Annotated in this window: 18 protein-coding genes; 4 read left to right on the top strand and 14 right to left on the bottom strand. The window is 70.6% G+C overall.

Annotation, left to right across the window (positions count from 1 at the left end; translation table 11 throughout):
* Positions 1-53: 53 nt before the first annotated feature.
* The 4 genes from ACFCXS_RS34315 to ACFCXS_RS34300 all read right to left on the bottom strand — a co-directional run bounded on the left by ACFCXS_RS34315 (position 54) and on the right by ACFCXS_RS34300 (position 3,758).
* Entirely contained in the window at positions 54-1,055 is a 1,002-nt protein-coding gene (locus ACFCXS_RS34315; RefSeq protein WP_376647280.1) for an MASE1 domain-containing protein, read from the bottom strand.
* Between the two features lie 60 nt (positions 1,056-1,115).
* On the bottom strand, positions 1,116-1,946 hold the full coding sequence (locus ACFCXS_RS34310) for a PP2C family protein-serine/threonine phosphatase (RefSeq protein ID WP_376647277.1): 831 nt from the start codon (positions 1,944-1,946) through the stop codon (positions 1,116-1,118).
* Positions 1,947-2,119: 173 nt separating this feature from the next.
* Positions 2,120-2,740, bottom strand: coding sequence for a hypothetical protein (locus tag ACFCXS_RS34305; protein ID WP_376647276.1), 621 nt, complete (start codon positions 2,738-2,740; stop codon positions 2,120-2,122).
* Positions 2,741-2,759: 19 nt separating this feature from the next.
* Positions 2,760-3,758 (bottom strand): anion permease, encoded by a 999-nt coding sequence (locus ACFCXS_RS34300; RefSeq protein WP_376647275.1) that lies wholly within the window; start codon positions 3,756-3,758, stop codon positions 2,760-2,762.
* Between the two features lie 138 nt (positions 3,759-3,896).
* Here ACFCXS_RS34300 and ACFCXS_RS34295 point away from each other — a divergent pair, with 138 nt between their 5' ends.
* From ACFCXS_RS34295 to ACFCXS_RS34285, 3 genes are all read left to right on the top strand, one after another.
* The gene (locus tag ACFCXS_RS34295) at positions 3,897-4,496 is read left to right on the top strand and encodes a DUF998 domain-containing protein (RefSeq protein ID WP_376647274.1); all 600 of its coding nucleotides are present in this window, start codon (positions 3,897-3,899) and stop codon (positions 4,494-4,496) included.
* Between the two features lie 116 nt (positions 4,497-4,612).
* The gene (locus ACFCXS_RS34290) at positions 4,613-5,818 is read left to right on the top strand and encodes a glycoside hydrolase family 64 protein (RefSeq protein ID WP_376647273.1); all 1,206 of its coding nucleotides are present in this window, start codon (positions 4,613-4,615) and stop codon (positions 5,816-5,818) included.
* A gap of 280 nt (positions 5,819-6,098) precedes the next feature.
* Positions 6,099-6,764, top strand: a complete 666-nt coding sequence (locus ACFCXS_RS34285; RefSeq protein ID WP_376647272.1) for a hypothetical protein — start codon at positions 6,099-6,101, stop codon at positions 6,762-6,764.
* Between the two features lie 32 nt (positions 6,765-6,796).
* Here ACFCXS_RS34285 and ACFCXS_RS34280 read toward each other — a convergent pair whose 3' ends face one another.
* From ACFCXS_RS34280 to ACFCXS_RS34235, 10 genes are all read right to left on the bottom strand, one after another.
* Positions 6,797-7,588: an ABC transporter permease gene (locus tag ACFCXS_RS34280; protein ID WP_376647271.1), complete on the bottom strand. Its 792-nt coding sequence runs from the start codon at positions 7,586-7,588 to the stop codon at positions 6,797-6,799.
* Positions 7,585-8,580, bottom strand: a complete 996-nt coding sequence (locus tag ACFCXS_RS34275) for an ATP-binding cassette domain-containing protein (protein WP_376647270.1) — start codon at positions 8,578-8,580, stop codon at positions 7,585-7,587. Before ACFCXS_RS34275 ends, ACFCXS_RS34280 begins: the two co-directional genes overlap by 4 nt.
* A gap of 80 nt (positions 8,581-8,660) precedes the next feature.
* Positions 8,661-9,509: a DUF4097 domain-containing protein gene (locus tag ACFCXS_RS34270; RefSeq protein WP_376647269.1), complete on the bottom strand. Its 849-nt coding sequence runs from the start codon at positions 9,507-9,509 to the stop codon at positions 8,661-8,663.
* A gap of 82 nt (positions 9,510-9,591) precedes the next feature.
* Positions 9,592-10,116: a hypothetical protein gene (locus ACFCXS_RS34265; protein ID WP_376647268.1), complete on the bottom strand. Its 525-nt coding sequence runs from the start codon at positions 10,114-10,116 to the stop codon at positions 9,592-9,594.
* Between the two features lie 236 nt (positions 10,117-10,352).
* Positions 10,353-10,778 (bottom strand): DUF6003 family protein, encoded by a 426-nt coding sequence (locus ACFCXS_RS34260; RefSeq protein WP_376647267.1) that lies wholly within the window; start codon positions 10,776-10,778, stop codon positions 10,353-10,355.
* A gap of 394 nt (positions 10,779-11,172) precedes the next feature.
* The gene (locus tag ACFCXS_RS34255) at positions 11,173-12,543 is read right to left on the bottom strand and encodes a cell filamentation protein Fic (protein WP_376647266.1); all 1,371 of its coding nucleotides are present in this window, start codon (positions 12,541-12,543) and stop codon (positions 11,173-11,175) included.
* Between the two features lie 117 nt (positions 12,544-12,660).
* Complete coding sequence (locus tag ACFCXS_RS34250) at positions 12,661-13,485, bottom strand: restriction endonuclease (RefSeq protein WP_376647265.1); 825 nt, start codon at positions 13,483-13,485, stop codon at positions 12,661-12,663.
* Between the two features lie 336 nt (positions 13,486-13,821).
* Positions 13,822-14,388, bottom strand: coding sequence for an alpha/beta fold hydrolase (locus tag ACFCXS_RS34245; protein WP_376647264.1), 567 nt, complete (start codon positions 14,386-14,388; stop codon positions 13,822-13,824).
* Positions 14,389-14,780: 392 nt separating this feature from the next.
* Positions 14,781-15,308: a DUF4232 domain-containing protein gene (locus ACFCXS_RS34240; protein ID WP_376647263.1), complete on the bottom strand. Its 528-nt coding sequence runs from the start codon at positions 15,306-15,308 to the stop codon at positions 14,781-14,783.
* 333 nt (positions 15,309-15,641) lie between these two features.
* Positions 15,642-16,562 carry a helix-turn-helix transcriptional regulator gene (locus ACFCXS_RS34235; protein WP_376647262.1) on the bottom strand — a complete coding sequence of 307 codons (921 nt, stop codon included), beginning with the start codon at positions 16,560-16,562 and terminating at the stop codon, positions 15,642-15,644.
* A gap of 28 nt (positions 16,563-16,590) precedes the next feature.
* Between ACFCXS_RS34235 and ACFCXS_RS34230 the strand changes: the two genes are divergently transcribed.
* Complete coding sequence (locus tag ACFCXS_RS34230) at positions 16,591-17,073, top strand: DUF488 family protein (protein ID WP_376647261.1); 483 nt, start codon at positions 16,591-16,593, stop codon at positions 17,071-17,073.
* Positions 17,074-17,176: the final 103 nt, after the last annotated feature.

Raw genomic sequence — 17,176 nt, 5'->3', positions numbered from 1 at the left:
ACGTTGCCCGCCGGGCCGCGACACCGGGGCCTGGCGGGCATGCGCCTCGGCGGTCACTCCTCCGGCCGTCGCCCGGGCCCGCCGTCCTCCACGGGTGCCCGGCCGTCCGCCGACTCGCCCGCTGTGAGGTGCTCCAGTACCTCGACGAGCTCCTGGCAGGCGCGCTCCACGGAGCGGCGCGTGTAGATCTGCTCGGTGATCACCGCCGAGAGGATCAGGGCCGTGAGCGCCATCGCCCCGTTGAAGGCCTGCAGCTTCATCATCACCTCGACCCGGCTGAGCCGCTCGAACGGTCCGACCCGGTCGGTCGCCGCCACCGTGGTCATGACCGAGGCGAACAGAGCGCACAGCAGGCTGCCCGCCAGCTGGAACCGCAGGGCCGCCCAGATCAGCAGGGGGTAGACGAGGAACAGCAGACTGATCGAGCTGTGCGCGGCCACCGGCACGAGACAGCAGGCGATGACCGCCAGCCCCGCGGCCTCCTTCCAGCGGGACAGGGGCAGCGGGAAGCGCACGCGGGACAGCAGGAGCAGCACCGGCGTGACGATGAGCACGCCCATCGCGTCACCGACCCACCAGGCCAGCCACACCGCCCAGAAGCCGGGCCACTCGATACGGTCCGTGGCGATCAGGATGCCGGCGCCCGTGGTCGAGCTGATCAGCATGGCGGTGAAGGCGCCCAGGAAGACCAGGGCGAGACCGTCCCGCAGCCGCGCGAGGTCGGTGCGGAAGCCGGCCCGCCGGAGCAGCAGGTACCCGGCCACGGGGGCGGCCGTGTTGCCCGCCAGTACACAGAGGGCCGAGGGCGTCAGGGACGTCAGGGACAGGATGACGAAGAAGGCACCGAGGGCGATCCCGGGCCAGCAGCGCAGTCCGAGGAGCAGCAGGCAGGCCACGGCGACGCCGGTGGGAGGCCAGATCGGCGTGACGACCGCGCCCTCGACGACCAGGTCCCGCAGCAGCCCCAGTTGCGCGGACACGTAGTAGCAGGCGGCGACGGCCAGCGTCTGCAGAGCGACGACGACCGGCGTGCGCAGATCCTGGCTACCCACCACAGCAGCCATGAGACACCGGGGCCGATACCTCGGCGAGGCGGGAGCGGCCCTCGTGCCGCCCTATGGCTGAGCGTTCGGCCCGTCCAGACCGACCACCAGGACGGCGGCGTCGTCGTCATGTCCCACGCGCTCGGCGCCCTTGATCACGGCGGCCGCGAGGGCGTCCACGTCCATGCCCGCCACGGCCGCGATGCCCGCGAGGCGTGTCACCTGGTCCAGGCCCTCCTCCAGCCGCATGGACGGTCCTTCCACGACACCGTCCGTCAGCAGGACGAACACGCCGCCCGTGGTGAGCTCGTACCGGGTGACCGGGTAGCGCGTCCCGGCCTGCACCCCGAGGGGCGGCCCGCCCTCGTCCTCGGTGAGGCCGGACTTCCCGTCCGCTGTGGCCCAGACGCAGGGCAGGTGCCCCGCCCGGGCGCTCTCCAGTACCCCGGCACAAGGGTCGAGCCGCATGAACGTGCAGGTGGCGAAGAGGTCGGAGCCCAGGGACACCAGCAGATCGTTGGTCCGCGCCAGCACCTCGTCGGGGTCGCTGGTGACCGACGCCAGTGCCCGCAGCCCGGCCCGCACCTGCCCCATGAAGGCCGCGGCCTCGATGTTGTGGCCCTGGACGTCGCCGATGGACAGGCCGATCCGGCCGTCGCCGAGGGTGAAGGCGTCGTACCAGTCGCCGCCCACGTTGAGGCCCCGGTACGCGGGCGCGTACCGCACGGCCAGATGCAGCCGGCGGGCCGTCGGCAGGTCGCGCGGCAACATGCCGCGCTGCAGCGCGATCGCCAGCTCGACCCGGGACCTCTGCATCTCGGCCTGCGCACGCGCCTGAGCCGTCAGGGCCCCGAGCCTGGTCAGCAGCTCGTCGCCGTCGTCCGTCGTGCCGGTGCGGGACATGGTTCACTCCGGCGGGGGTGGCCACGGTAGGTGACGACCCGCGAAGGCAAATCACCTGATTTATGTCCATAGGATGATACTCAGGCGAACGCCACCACGACGAGTCCGCGTCTCCCGGGAGCCCTCGGTTCCCCTCCGGTGAGGCGTCGGACCCTCTCGCCCCACCGTCGCCCTCATGCCTGACGGTTGCGGGACATCTCCCTGCCCGAAGCCCGCTCGTCCGGGTCCTCCCGTGCCTGGGCCACGGCCCGCCGCAACAGCCCGGACAGCCGCTCCTCGGCGTCCGGGGCGGCGCACAGCACCCGGAGAGCGTGTTCCAGGTGCCGACGCCCCGGCCCGCGCCACCACAGCAGATCGCAGATCCGGGCCACCGCACCTCCCGTCGACGTGTGGGTGACTCTGCCCGCCCTTCGGCGGCAGGCACGGTCGTACCGCGCCAGAGACCGCGACGACGGGCGCACCACGCGCGCCGCGTCCACCACCGTGCCGACCAGCAGCGGTGCGTAACCACGGCCCGAGGGGTAAGCGTCCGCGAGGTCGGCGGCCAGCGGCCACAAGGCGAGCCGGGCGCCGTCACCGACACCGTCGTTGACCACGCGGGCCAGGGCCGCGAGCGCCGGATGCGTCCCCGCGGGGCTGTCGGTGAACCGGCCCGAGGCCAGCAGGGCCGCGGCCTCCATCAGGCAGGCACCGTCGTCCGGGTGCAGGTGAGCGAAGCGCCCGGGTGACGGAAGGCCGTCCGGGGCCCCGGCGGGTGCCTGAGCGGACCACTGACGGCCGGGAAGTGCGGTCATGGACGGCCTCCGGTTGTGATCACAGACCGGTGACGGCGTGCAGGAGGAGATAGAGCGCCGCCGCCGGGATCCCCGCGCCGGGAAAGGTGAGGATCCAGGCGGTACCGATCGAACGGGCCACCTGCCAGCGTACGTCGGAGAAGCGCCGGGTGGCACCGGCCCCGAGAATGGCCGCGGTGATCGTCTGGGTGGTGGAGATCGGCGCCTTCACCAGGAACGCCGTCGTGTAGAGGACGGCCGCGGCAGCGGTCTCGGCGGCGAACCCGCGTGGCGGATCGAGGTGCACGATGCGCCGCCCGAGAGTGGTGATGATGCGACGCCCGCCGGTGTACGTACCGGCCGCCATGGCGATCGCCACGGCACCGATGACCCACACCGGCACCGAGAAGTCGTCCTGCCAGCCGGCCGTGACCAGCGCCAGCACGATGACGCCCATGGTCTTCTGCGCGTCCTGCAATCCGTGCCCCAGCCCCATGGCGGCGGCCGAGACACTCTGCGCCGCACGGAAGCGCCGCATGGTGCGCCGGGGTGCCGAACGCCGGAACACCCACAGGATGACCGTGTGCAAGAGGTACCCCAGCACCACGCCGACCAGCGGGGACAGCAGCATCGGCAGGACGACCTTGTCCAGGATGCCCGACCAGTGCACCGTGGCGGACGCGGCGAGCGCGGCACCGACCAGCCCGCCGATCAGGGCGTGCGAGGACGAGGTGGGCAGCCCGCGCCACCAGGTGAAGACGTTCCACCCGATGGCGCCCAGGAGCGCGCACAGGACGAGCAGCAGCCCGGAGGTCGCCTCCGGCGCCCCGATGATGCCGCTGCCGACGGTCTGGGCGACCCCGGTTCCCAGGAAGGCCCCGCAGAAGTTCATCACCGCGGCCATCGCCAGCGCCATGCGGGGCGTCAGTGCCCTCGTGGAGATCGAGGTGGCGATCGCGTTCGCCGCGTCGTGGAAGCCGTTGGTGAAGTCGAACGTCAGACCCACGACGATGATCAGCACCACGAGAGTGAGCTCCATGCCCGATCACCTTCCGACGCCCGGCCGCACGGTTCCATCGTGCGCTTCCAGGGCGGGGCGGGCTGTGCGACTACGCCACGTGAGGCGGCCCGTGGGACGGAACCCGGGGACACGAATGCCCGGCTCTACGGTGTTCTGATGCGATCTGTACCTATGTGGGCGCTGGCGTCGTCGGGATTCGCCCCGGTTTTCCTGATCATGGGCTGGCTGTCGGCGGCGGCGTTGCAGGGCCCCCCGTACGACCCCGCCGCCCAGACGATCAGCGTCCTGGCGGCTCCCGGAAACTCGGGATCCTGGGTGATGACGGCGGCGTTCGTGGCCCTGGGGTTCTGCCACCTGCTGACGGCCTGGGGGCTGCGCCCGGCCGCGACGGCCGGGCGGATGGCTCTGGCGGCCGGAGGTGTGGCGGCGCTCACGGTGGCCGTGTTCCCGGCGCCGAGCAGCGGTGGTTCGCTGAGCCACGGTTCGGTCGCCGCCGTGGGCTTCGCCGTCCTGGCGGCATGGCCCGTGCTGGCCGCCCGGGCCGGTACCGCCGTGCCGTGGGCCCTGCGCCCCTTTCCCTCCCTGGGGGCGACCGCCGTCATGGCGGCCGGCGCGACCTGGTTCCTGATCGAACTGCACCTCCAAGGCGCGGCCGGGGTCGCCGAGCGCGCCGTGACGACCCTTCAGTCGGTCTGGCCCTTCGTGGTCGTCGTCTCCTGCCTGCGTGAATCCTTGCGTGAAGGGTCCCCGGGCTGACCGGGCGGTCCCGATGTGCTGACAGGTGAGCGGTCCCGATGTGTTGACAGGTACGTACCAAAGCGCAACTCTGAGAGCGCTCTCAGACTCGGCCGAATGTCGAACGGAGGCAGAGCGTGTTGCGAACTCTCAGGCGCCGGGCCACAGCCGCGGTGCTGTCCTTGGCCACGGTCCTTGCCGGCTCCCTGCTGGCGACAGGAACGGGTGCGCCGGCCCATGCCGCCGTACCGGCGACGATCCCACTGAAGATCACCAACAACTCGGCCCGCGGTGAGCCGCTCTATGTCTACAACCTCGGCACGGACCTCTCGACCGGTCGGCAGGGCTGGGCCGACGCGGGCGGCACCTTCCACCCCTGGCCGGCCGGCGGCAACCCGCCGACTCCCGCCCCCGACGCCTCGATCCCCGGCCCGGCGGCAGGGCGGTCGGCCACGATCCGCATGCCCAGGTTCTCCGGACGTGTGTATTTCTCCTACGGCCAGAAACTGGTCTTCAAGCTCACCATCGGAGGCCTGGTCCAGCCTGCCGTGCAGAACCCGGCCGACCCCAACCGGAACATCCTGTTCAACTGGTCGGAGTACACGTTCAACGACTCGGGTCTGTGGATCAACAGCACGCAGGTCGACATGTTCTCGGCTCCCTACGCGGTGGGAGTGCAGCGGGCCGACGGCAGCACCGCGAGCAGCGGACGGCTCAAGGCCGGCGGCTACAAAGGCTTTTTCAACGCCCTCAGGGGACAGCCCGGAGGCTGGGCCAACCTGATCCAGACCCGCCCGGACGGCACCGTGCTGCGTGCCCTGTCGCCGCTGTACGGTCTGGAGACCGGCGCTCTGCCGGCCACCGTGATGGACGACTACATCAACCGCGTCTGGCAGAAGTACGCCACCTCGACCCTGACGGTCACCCCGTTCGCGGACCGGCCCGGCACCAAGTACTACGGCCGGGTCTCCGGTGGCGTCATGAACTTCACCGACGCCGCCGGAGCGGTTGTCACCGGTTTCCAGAAGCCGGACGCCTCCTCCGTCTTCGGTTGCCACGGTCGCCTCGACGCCCCGAACGACCAGGTGCGCGGCCCGATCTCACGCACGCTGTGTGCCGGGTTCAACCGCTCCACCCTGCTGGTCAACCCCAGCCAGCCCGATACCGGCGCCACCGACTTCTACAAGGACAACGTCACCAACCACTACGCGCGCAAGATTCACGCCCAGATGGCGGACGGAAAGGCCTACGCCTTCGCCTTCGACGACGTCGGCCACCATGAATCGCTCGTCCACGACGGCAATCCCCGCCAGGCCTACCTGACCCTCGAACCCCTCGACTGACTGGCCAGTTGCGACGAGCCGCTGACGCCACGAACTGAGCGTGGCACCAGCGGCTTTTCGGAGGGGCGTGCCCAACGCCGTCGTCAAAATCTTATCCGTCGAACAAAGTTGGCGTTTCATCAGTTCTGAAATCAATTACAACTTTGCCATCTCTTGGTGTAGCTGAACCGTCGATTACGTGAGCCTCATGGGCATCGCGTGTGCCTGCAAGCCCTGCCGGAACAAGGGCGATTGTGGCCACTTTCCCCCCACGCACCATCGAGAGGCAACAAGGATGACGATGAAGCACACCCTGCGGTACGGCAGCCGCACGCTCGCGTTGGCGGCGATCGCGCTCGGGGTGATCACGACGGCCGTGCCGGCCACGGCCGGGGAACAGCCCACCGCGGAGCAGATCATGGCCGACTGCGCTTCCGGAGAAGGCAAGTGCAGTTTCAATTCCCCCCGACTCGGCAAGGCCTATCTCGGTGAACCGCGCCAGGTCTCCGAACTGCTCTTCAACTGCACCGAGTCGCCTGCATCCCAGTCGATGTCATGGGCCGACACCGTCGGCTCCTCCCATTCGGTGGGAGGATCGGTCACCGTGGGCGGCGGCATCGAAGGCATCATCACGGCGAGTGTGACCGCGACCTACAACTACACCTGGCAGAGCTCCCACACGGAGACGAGCTCCTTCACCGTGACCGTGAAGCCGGGAGAAGTCGGCTGGATCTCCCGTGCCCAGGTGATGCAGCGGATATCCGGCACGTGGCAGACCCATTACGACGACCCCAAGTGGGGCCACTACTTCTGGTTCGTGCCCGACAGCGTCACCGGCCCGGCTCCGAACGGCACGGACGGCAAGCACAGCGCGGTCGTGGTCAAGTCGCGCAAGATGACAGCCGACGAGAAGAAGCTGTGCGCCGGCGGCTCCACCCGGAACAAGGTCTTCTCCCGCAGCGGCTGATCCGGTCGGCCCGGTGGTGGGGCTCGCCGTCTCTACTTGGGGTCGCGATGAAAGAGAGACGTGGACCAGAGGTAGCCGAGCAACGCCAGCCCCACGCACCAGACCGCCGCGAGCCATCCGTTGTGGCCGATCCCGGTGCCGAGGAGCAGGCCGCGCAGGGTCTCGATGGCCGGGGTGAACGGCTGGTACCGGGCGATCGGCTGGAACCAGCCCGGCATGGCGTCGACCGGTACGAAGGCGCTGGACAGCAGCGGCAGAATCATCAGCGGCATCGCGTTGTTGCCGGCCGCCTCGGCGTTCGGGCTGACCAGGCCCATGCCGACGGCGATCCAGGTGAGCGCCAGGGAGACCAGCGTCAGCAGCCCGACCGCCAGGATCAGCTCCTGGACGGTGGCGTCCGTGGTCCGGAACCCGATCGCCATGGCCACGGCCCCGACGAGCACCGCACTCGCCACGCACTGCAGCACGCTGCCGAGGACGTGCCCGATGAGCACCGAACCGCGGTGGATCGCCATGGTGCGGAAGCGGGCGACGACGCCCTCGTTCATGTCCATAGAGACGGACACCGCGCTGCCGATCGTGGTGCCGCCGATGGTCAGCATCAGGATGCCCGGGACGAGGTACGCGAGGTACTCGGACCGGTCGGCGTCACCGCCTCCGATGCCTGCGCTCATGGTGTCGCCGAAGATGTAGGCGAAGAGCAGGAGCAGCATGATCGGGGTGAGCAGGAGGTTGAGGGTGAGGGAGGGGTAGCCCCGGATGTGGAGGAGGTTGCGGCGCAGCATGGTGGAGGAGTCGCGCAGGGCGAGGCCGAGGGAACTCATCGGGTGTTCTCCTTGGGCTGGTCGGTGACGTCGGCCGGGCCGGTCAGTGCGAAGAAGACGTCGTCGAGGTCGGGGGTGTGCACGGTCAGTTCGTCGGCCTCGACGCCGGCCGAGTCCAGCCGGTCGAGGAGGGCGTGCAGTGCGCGCTGGCTGCCGTCGCTGGGAAGCTGGAGGGCGAGGGCTTCGTCGTCGCGGGTGACGTCGCCGAGGGCGGTGGCGGCGTCGCGGTAGGCGGCGGGGTCGGTGAAGCGGAGCCGGACGTGTCCGCCGGGGATGAGGCGCTTGAGCTCTTCGGCGGTGCCCTCTGCGGCGATCCGGCCGTCGTTGAGGACGGCTATGCGGTCGGCGAGCTGGTCGGCTTCCTCCAGGTACTGGGTGGTGAGGAAGACGGTGACGCCGCCGGAGACGAGCTCGCGGATGATCTGCCACAGGTTGTGGCGGGCGCGGGGGTCGAGGCCGGTGGTGGGTTCGTCGAGGAAGATGATGCCGGGGTCGCCGACCAGGGTCATGGCGATGTCGAGGCGGCGTTTCATGCCGCCGGAGTAGGTGGAGGCGGGCCTGCCGGCGGCGTCGGTGAGGTCGAAGCGTTCCAGCAGTCCGGCGGCGACGCGGCGCCCCTCACGGCGGGGAAGGTGGTGCAGGTCGGCCATGAGGAGCATGTTCTCCATGCCGGTGATCAGCCCGTCGACCGCGGAGAACTGGCCGGTGACCCCGATCGCGGCGCGTACGGCCTGCGGGTCGGTGGTGAGGTCGTGGCCGGCCACCCGGGCCTGACCGCCGTCGGCGGTGACGAGGGTGGAGAGGATCTTGACGGCGGTGGTCTTACCGGCACCGTTCGGCCCGAGCAGGGAGAAGATCGTGCCTTTCGGGACGGCCAGGTCGACGCCGTCCAGGACGGTCTTGTCGCCGTAGGACTTGCGCAGACCGACGGCGGAGACGGCGGCGGGTGACGGGTGACCGTTTCCGGATGTGGACATGACAGATGAAGGCATGGTGCCCTCCTTGAGAAGGGAGCCCTTTGCGAGAAGGCTGAAGGGGAAGAGGAGGGGCGCGCCGGTCGATGATGTGGTGCTCAGGCCTTGGCGCGGCGGATGTCGATGGTGCCCCAGTTGGTCCGGGCGCGGACCTTGACGGTGTTCTCGGTGTGCTCCGGGGCTCCGGACGTGGCGAGCGCGTTGCGCACCTGTCCGCGCTGGGAGCTGACGTCGAGCCAGGCGGCGGTGCCCTCGCGGATTCCCACCTCGATGACGCCGTTCGAGGTCTCCAACTGCACTTCACCGCCGCTGACTTCACCGAAGCGCAGGTAGCCGTTGGTCGCGGTGCCCGTGACCGGCCCCTCGGCGCGCGCTATGTCGCTGCCCCCGTTGGTGCCGCTCAGCCGCAGCTCGCCGGTCACGGTTCCGACGGTCGTGGTGCCGTTCGAGTTCTTCAGGACGGCGGGACCCTCGATGGTTCCGACGCGCACATCGCCGGTGCTGCTCGTTATCTCGGCCATGCCCTCCACCCGGTCCACGGTGATCGAGCCGTGCGAAGCGGTCAGCTTCACCGGGCCGGTGGCGTCGAGGCGGATGTCGCCGACCGAAGTCTTCACACCGACCTCGCCGAGCCGGCCCTCGCCGAGCACCTGGACCCAGGCGCCGGTCATGTCGACGTGCGAGCCCGTGGGGAGTTCGACGGTCACGTCGACGACGCCGGTGCGGCCGAGGCCGAACAGGTTGGCCTTGGGTGTCCAGACGGTCAGGACGCCGCCCACGTACGTGACTTCGGTCTGGTCGGCGGTCCGCGCGTCCGGCTCGCGTTCGGGGTTCCGGGGGTGCACCTCCACCACGGTGTCGAGGCGGTCGCCCGCGATGAATCGGATGGAACCGGCCTCCACGCGTGCCGTGACCGAGACCGCTTCAGGAGTGTCGAAAGAAGGCATGGCTGTCCCGTCTGCTTGGGTCCTCAGAGCGTCCCCGCTGGTGGGACGTGATGTGGGTGACGTGGTGCGGGGCTGGGCGCGGCTAGCGCACCCAGCCGGTGAAGCTCTGTCCCAGGGTCTTGGTCTTCTCTGCCGTACGCGGCCGGGTTCCGCCGTCGACCGCGGCGGCCACGGCTCGAACCAGCCATGCGTTGACCGACAGGCCCTCGCGGCTCGCGGCCTCCTCGGCGCGGGCCTTGAGGTGGGCCGGCAGGCGCAGGTTCACGCGGGCGGTGCCGCCCTCGTCGCCGTCTGCCGGCGCCGGGGCCGGGCTCATGGTGAGCGGTTCGGGTGTGACCGGCTCCTCGGGCGCACTGCCGTGGGTGGGCGGCAGGGCCACCACGAAGTCGGGGTCGAGCCCGCGCAGCCGTACGTCCACCGAGCCGGGGGCGAGTTCACGAGTGATCTCGTCCGTCGCGGCGGAGAGCACGTTGAGCAGGGTCAGCCGGGTGGCCGACTCCAGAGGGGCGGTGAGTCTCTCGGCCAGCTCTCGGGCTTCATCGCCACCCGCTTCGGCGGCCACCGCGAGTTCCCGGCGAAGGTTCTCGACGTACGGAGTGAGGTCCATGGCGCCATGATGGCATCACGTTGGCGCCATGTGCAAGGCCCATGTGGTGCCATCCTCTCGATCTCAACCCCGGAGGCGCCTGGTGTTGCCAGGTGGTGCCATGTGGTGTCGCGTGGCGCCACTTCTCGAGGCGCGTGATGCCGCTCGGGGCCACGTGCGTCGGCCCCGCCGGATGCTTCTCGCCCGGCGGGGCCGATCTCGGGAGCGGGCAGGGCGGAAGATGACCCGCGGTCTCGTCACCTGCTCGCGGCGGCGGTCACGGTCGCGGGGTCCACACCGGTCAACTCGACGATGCGGTGCGGTGCCACACCGGCAGCGAGCGCCTTACCGATCAGGCCGTCCCGCCCGTCGGCGCAGTCACGGTAGGCGAGCAGTTCCTGCTCGACCCGGGCCAGCGGCTCCGGGACCAACTGGTGGCGCAGCCGGCTCAGCTCCTCCTCACTCAACGGGACGGGCAGCCGTTCCGCTCCCTCGGGCACGGCCGCCGTCTCCTCCGGCGGCAGTAGGCGCAGGTGGGGCGAGGTCGGCGTACTTCCCTGGGCATCGAGCCAGGCGCGGACTGCGGGAGTTTCCATGCACGCGAGTTCACCGACGGCGGCCGGCGACACACCGAGCTGCGCGGACGCGTCGTCAAGCAGGAACAGGTAGGCGTCGTCGGTCATCCTCGGCTCCTTCTCCACAGTGTGTTGAACGACATCCCATTACCCCGCCGAGCCCGGATTACCGCCGGATCGCCAGGCGCTTGGAAGCCGCGCGGACGCACGCTACGGGGCGACCCGGAAACAGAACGGGCACAACGTGGATCTGCTGCGGGGCAGACAGGGCGGTCGCCCCGGCACAAGGGCTGCGCAGCTCGCCCGGATCGGACGGCCCGCGCATGCCGACGACGCCAGGGATCGGCCCAAGCGTGAAGGTCAACCCGTCTGCCAAGGGCCGGTGTGAGGACTGACCCGAACCCGAGCAATCCTGGCAGGGGCAGAGTGTGAACCACTCGATGGCCTGGAGGAGCCTGCCCGCGCCACCTCCTGCCCGGGCCGAGCCGCCTGTCCGCGCGACCTACTGATCGAGTGGGACGGCACTGCTCCGGGTCCCGGTGATGTGAAGGTCTATGTACGAGGCGAGAGTCAGCGCGTCCCGGGGGTCGTCGGCCTGGAAGGCGACCCGGCGCAACAGGAGGACACCGTCGAGCGCGATGCCTTGACGGGCGAGGACGAAGAGCAGGGTGAGGAAGGCGCAGCGGGCGTTGCCGTCGTCGAAAGGGTGGAAGAAGCAGACGTCGAGGTAGGCGCGTGCGGCGCGAGCGGTCAGGGGGAGAGGCCGGTCGGCGTCCTGTGCGCTCTCGGACAGACAGAGATCCAGTCGGCTCCGGAGGCCGGGGGCGATGCCGTAGCGCTCCCGGCCGCTCTTCGCGAAGGCGGGCAGGCTGCGCAACGGCGGGGGTTGCGGAGTGTCCAGGACGTGTTGCTGCCAGCTCTGCAGCAGCGCGAAGTCGAGGCGGGCGCCTCGCGCGGCGTCGGCCCGCATCAGTTCCAGGGCGGTGAGCAGGCCATGGGCCCGGGCCGGGTCCAGGGCGCCGTCGAAGCTGCGGATGTCCTCTGCCGCGCCGTCGCGGTACGGGGTCACCGGTCCGTTCACGTCACTGTCTGGGGCCCGCTGCCACGCCACGCCCTCACGCACGGTGAGCCAGCGCTCGAGGTGGTCCGGCAGCGGCTCGGGGGACGGTGCGAGGTCGGCCGGCCGTACCGAACGCGCGAGGCGCTCCGCGACTTCGTCGACCAGCGAGTGGTCAGGGCCGGTCCAGCTCTTGAAGCGGCCACCGATCGCGCGGTCCACCAATTCCTCCGCGACGTCGGGTGCGACGTCCCAGCGGTCGAGGAACCAGGTGAGTACCTGACGGCAGTGTCCGTGCCAGCCGCTGCCGCACCCGGTGCGGTCGGTCACCTGGAGGATCAGGTTGCGGGCCGCCCGGTCCCACAGGATCCGGTCGTCCTCGACGGTCCGCAGGTCCAGTGGGTACGCATCGATCCAGCCGGCGAGACTTTCGAGCCACGCACGCCATTCACAGAGCGCCGCGACAACGCGGGGGAGCGTCTCCTCGGGGGTGGTGATCGAGTCGCGCGGGCAGCACCAGTGCCCGACCGGTCCGCCGTCGAAGTCCCCTTCGTCGTGCGACCAGCGCCAGCCCGTCGCCCAGCGGCCGTAGTGCTCCGCCAAGGCATGCGACATGGCATCGGCCCACGGCGTGGCCTCCTCCCGGTCCCAGTCGCTCATCACCGAGTCGGCAAAGGGGACATCCGGCCGACGTGGCACACACCGGGCCGGACCGAGCGAGTGGACGACCTGGGCCGCCGACGCGGCGTCGAAGGGGTGGCGGGCTGGGCCCACCTCGTCCCAGTTCAGACAGCCGGGGCTCAGCGTGCGGATCACCGCGCCAGCCTGCCACACCCGTCCCGGGCCCGATCAAGCGAATAAGCGGGACCCGCACCCCTCACCGTGCGTGCGGACACGTGGCGCGTCCAGCCCGCGCCCGCCGGTCCGCAACGCTCAGACCCCGGCTCCGGCCGTCTCCCACCCTGCCTCCCCGTCCTCCAGAGCGGCCTGCCAGGGGTGCGGGCCGGTGCCGTCGGTCCAGGCTTCCAGGGCCTCCCGGTCCAGGCACACGATCCCGCACTGCTCGGCGTACTCCACCGCCGGCGCCGTGAAGTCGCTCGTGCAGACCAGCACGGCGACATCGGCCTCGTGCACCGTGAAGCACGTGCCGCCGAAGCGCTGCAGGTCCTGGGATCCGACGCGATGCGACTCGCCGTAGTGCTTGCACTGGATGACGACCCGGCGCCCGTCGGGCGTCACGGCCAGGACGTCGGCGCCCAAGTCCCCGGCGCCTCCCACCACTTCGACGTCGGTGCAGCCGTCGCGTTCGCAGAGTCCCGCGATCGCCTCTTCGAACTCCTCGGGCGTCAGAGCGTCGTAGTCGACCGCCACGGCCAAGGCGACAGTGTCGGCGGTTGCAGGGGCAGGGGCAGGGACGTTGATTGGGACGGGAGCGGACGTCAGCTGAGCGGGGACCGCCGAAGCCTCCAGCGCCTCGGCCGCTTCCCTGGCCGCCTCGTCGAGCGCTGCCGCGGCCCGGCGTGCCACTCCTGACAGGCGCCAGCGGCGCCGCAGGCCCAGGCAGCCGGCGACAGCCACCGCGACCAGCACGAACACCCAGGCGGGACGCCGATCGAGGGCGCCCGCCGCCACGCGAGCGGCGAGTCCCAGGACACTCACGAGCACGGCGAGAAAAACGAAGAACAGGGCCGTCGACCGAAGATCGAACCCATAACGACGCCGCTTCACAAACGGCTTACGACGCACAGGCGTTGTCACGACATCCCCCCTCCTCGGAACCCCCTCATGGGGCCGACAGCAAGATCACCCTCACCGTCTTCCCAAGATCACCCCCTTCATGAGGGCGTCGCCGCCGCAGCAAGGGAACGGGGACAGCGCACGAACCGGTCCCAGCACGCGAGGAATTGAGCAGGCGCGCGCCCGCGCAAGCTGCGAGATAGGGTTGGCCGTATGGGAAACGCGCGTTCGACCGGCCCGACGGGCTTCAGGTAGCCCGCCAGGAGACGCCTGGCGGTTGCCGCGACAGGAGCCCCCGTGTCACGCACCGCCCATCATCTGCCCCCTTCACTCGGCCGGAGTGCGTTCGACCGCCCGTCAGGAACCCCCTGGCGTTCGGTGGTTCTCCACGGCCTTCGGTACAGCGCGCGCACCCTCACCGATGCGGCGCGAGAGTCCCGAAGGCCGCAACCTCACCTGGTCCGTCGCACGGTGGAGGTCTACTCGTTCGCTCGGCGCCGGACGGACCGTTCCCTCGCCGAGTGGTCCGCACTCGAGGAACGCCGGGCGCGGCAGCGGCTGCGAACCCAGGTAGGGACTCTGATGCGGCTGGTGCGTGCCGGTGTCGACGAACTCGCCCTCGAGGCGGCGGACTCGGTGGACGTGCCGCCGGCACGTCATCGGCGCAGCTCGCTCTGGCACGCCTAGCCGCAGCCGCGGCGGGAGGAAGGGAACCAGGGTCAGCTGGGCTGTCGGGCCGTCCATGAGGCCGGGATCGGCGATGATCGCCCGGTGCAGGCGGGTGGCGACGCTAAGGTCGGCCAGGGCCCGGGTGAGCACGACCCCGCCTGAGGAGAATCCGAGGACGTCGGCCTCGCCCTTGCCCAGAGGGTCGACGAAGGCGGCGAGATCGCGGACCGACCGTTCGATCGAGTACTGGCCCATGGGGAGGAGGTCGCTTCGTCCACCGCCTGCCTGTCGTAGGCGTAGACGTCGTGGCCGCGGCGTGCCAGGAGTTGCGGGAATCGGTGGTCGAGCACCGAGATGCCGCGGACCGGCCCGCCGTTGACGTACACCAAGGGGATGGGGTGCGAGGAAGCGGCGTTCGAGGGCGGGTAGTGGTGCACCGCGACCCGACTGCCTGTGTCCAGTCTCCAGTGGTGCATCGTCAGTCGGTGCGGCGGATCGGGATTACGAGGTCGGTGACTTGGGCGGTGCGCCCGGCCGCGATAGGGCGGAGCTCGTGGGACCGCCCGACGGCCCACCCCGTGCGGTCGAGACGCGGCGAACCCCCGGCCGACGGCGGTGTCCGTCGGCCGGGGGAGTGCGGTGCGGCGTCAGTTCGAGAAGGGAACGGCGTCGGCGGGATCGGCGTGCCAGTTGGTGGCGACGGGCCGGTCGACCGTGGCGGTCTCCGGAAGGGTGAGGGTGACGGCGTTGGTCTCGTCGCCGGCGACGGACAGGTGCAGGAAGCCGAACTGCTTGCCGTGATCGCCGTTCGTGGTCTTGGGGTTGATGCCGGCGTACGCGGCGGTGGAGCCGGACAGCGTGACCCGTTCGCTGACGCTGTGCTCGGACGGCGCCACCTCGGTGTCGGCGGAGGAGCCGAAGGACGCGGAGGGGAAGACGCCGTCCAGGTGACAGGTGATGCCGGACTTGGCCTTGGCGGTGACGAGGAAGTAGCCGCCCGCCTGTGTCCTCAGGCTGACCTTGAAGCTCAGGTCCTTGGTCGCGCAGGCCCGGACGGCATTGCTCCGGTTGTCGGTCGTGGCCGTGGCCGTCGTGGTCGCGGTGGCGGTGACGGCCACTGCGGCGACCGCGGCCAGGGCGAGGCGGGCTGACGGGGCGGCAAAGCACGAACGCATCGAGATCTCCATGGTGCGAATCGGGTCGTCCAGCGGTCTGCTCGGACGGCCTCAGCCTGTTCTGTGTTTCGTCCCGCCCGCCACAACCCGCGGCCGGTTCGGGACGCTGGAACGCTGGAACACATGCTGACCAGCACAGACGCCGACAGTCTGGAACGCTGTACCGGGACGCGGAGAGCGGCCGGAAGCAACATTCGACGACCGCGCAGGCCAAAAGCGGGCGGCCACCGCCGTCGATCACCGCGCAGGCCCAGAGCGGGAAGCCACCGCAGTCGATCACGAGCAGGCCGAAGGCCGGCAGCCGTCTACACCTGGCAGCCCCCCCCGCAACTGTCAGAAGGGATCCGTGTAGTGGGTCGACATCGCGGCGGCCCGATCGCGCAGGGAGGTGCGCAACGCCACCGGGGCCAGGGCTTCCGCGTCCGTGCCGAGCTGCCACAGCGCCCACTCGGCGTGCCGTAGGTCCTCGAACGTCACCTCCAGCCGCAACCACCCGTCCACCTCACGTTCTGCGGCGCGCACGGCCACCGCACTGCTCATCAGTTCCTCCTGCCGCTCCGGGAGCACCCGCACCCGCACGGCGATGTGATCGGTGGACAGGAACCGCGCGCAGCGTTCCCGCCAGACCCGGTCCAGATCGACCTGACTCGTGCGCTGTGCGGGTTCGGGCAGCTCTTCGGCGGCCAGCACCCGCGACAGCCGGTAGGTGCGGTCCGCGCCGGATCTCGTGGCCAGCAGATAGCCCCGGTCGCGTACGGTGACCAGGCCGATCGGATCCACCGTGCGCCACTGCGGCGTCCGGTCCGTGGCGGCGTAATGGATGCGCAGTCTGTGCCCGGCGAGCACCGCGCGCCGGATCTCTGTCATCGTCGCGCCGGGCACGTCCTCCGTGACCGGCCGACGTGAGAGCAGGTCGGTCTCCGGCTCGACGAGAAGGCGCCGGGCGGCGTCGTTCGCGGTGGTCCGATGGCTCTCGGGCAGCGCGTCGGCCACTTTGCGCAGCGCCGAAGCGAGGGCCGGACCGAGGCCGAACGCCTTCTCGCCGCGCCCTGATCCGGCGGTCAGCAGAGCGAGGGCCTCGTCGTGGTTCAGTCCGGTGAGCTCGGTGCGGAAACCGGGCAACAGCGCGAACCCGCCCCGCCGCCCGCGTTCGGCGTAGACCGGGACGCCGGCCGCGGACAGCGCCTCGATGTCGCGCAGCACGGTACGAGTGGACACCTCCAACTCGCGGGCCAGCGTCTCGGCGGCCGGCACGAGCGGCAGGCAGATGGGTGATGCCCCGATGCTCAGAATGGTGACGATCGGCGTCTACGGCTTCGACGGCGAGTCCTTCCTGCGACGGCTGCGGCACGCCGACGTCCGTCTTCTGCTCGACGTCCGTCAACGCCGCGGTGTGCGCGGACCCGAGTACGCCTGGGCGAACTCACTCCGGCTCCAGGCGGCTCTCGCCCACGCCCGGATCGCGTACGAGCACCACCCCGAGCTCGCCCCGACCACCGAACTCCGCAGGCTCCAGTACGCCGAGGACGACCGCCGCGGCGTCGGCAAGCGCTCGCGCCACGAGCTTGCCGCCGAGTACAGCCGCCGCTACACCGCGGAGATCCTCGACCGCGCCGACCTCACGCCGATCGTGTCGGCGCTGCCGGGCAGCGGAACAGCAGCGCTGTTCTGTGTCGAGCGCGACCCTGAGGCGTGTCACCGCTCGCTGATCGCCCAGCGGCTGGCCGAGCGGCACGGCGTCACCATCGAGCACCTTCGCCCGTGAAGCAGGCCTGTCCGTTCAGGTCGGGCCGCCTGCGGATGCATGCGGGGCGCCGCGCCGCCCGGTTCGCCCGCGCGTGCGGCGTCCAAAAGCTCCGCGGGCATGC

Source organism: Streptomyces sp. NPDC056373, assembly GCF_042262425.1.
Classification (GTDB): domain Bacteria; phylum Actinomycetota; class Actinomycetes; order Streptomycetales; family Streptomycetaceae; genus Streptomyces.
This window is presented reverse-complemented; position numbering and strand designations above follow the sequence as displayed.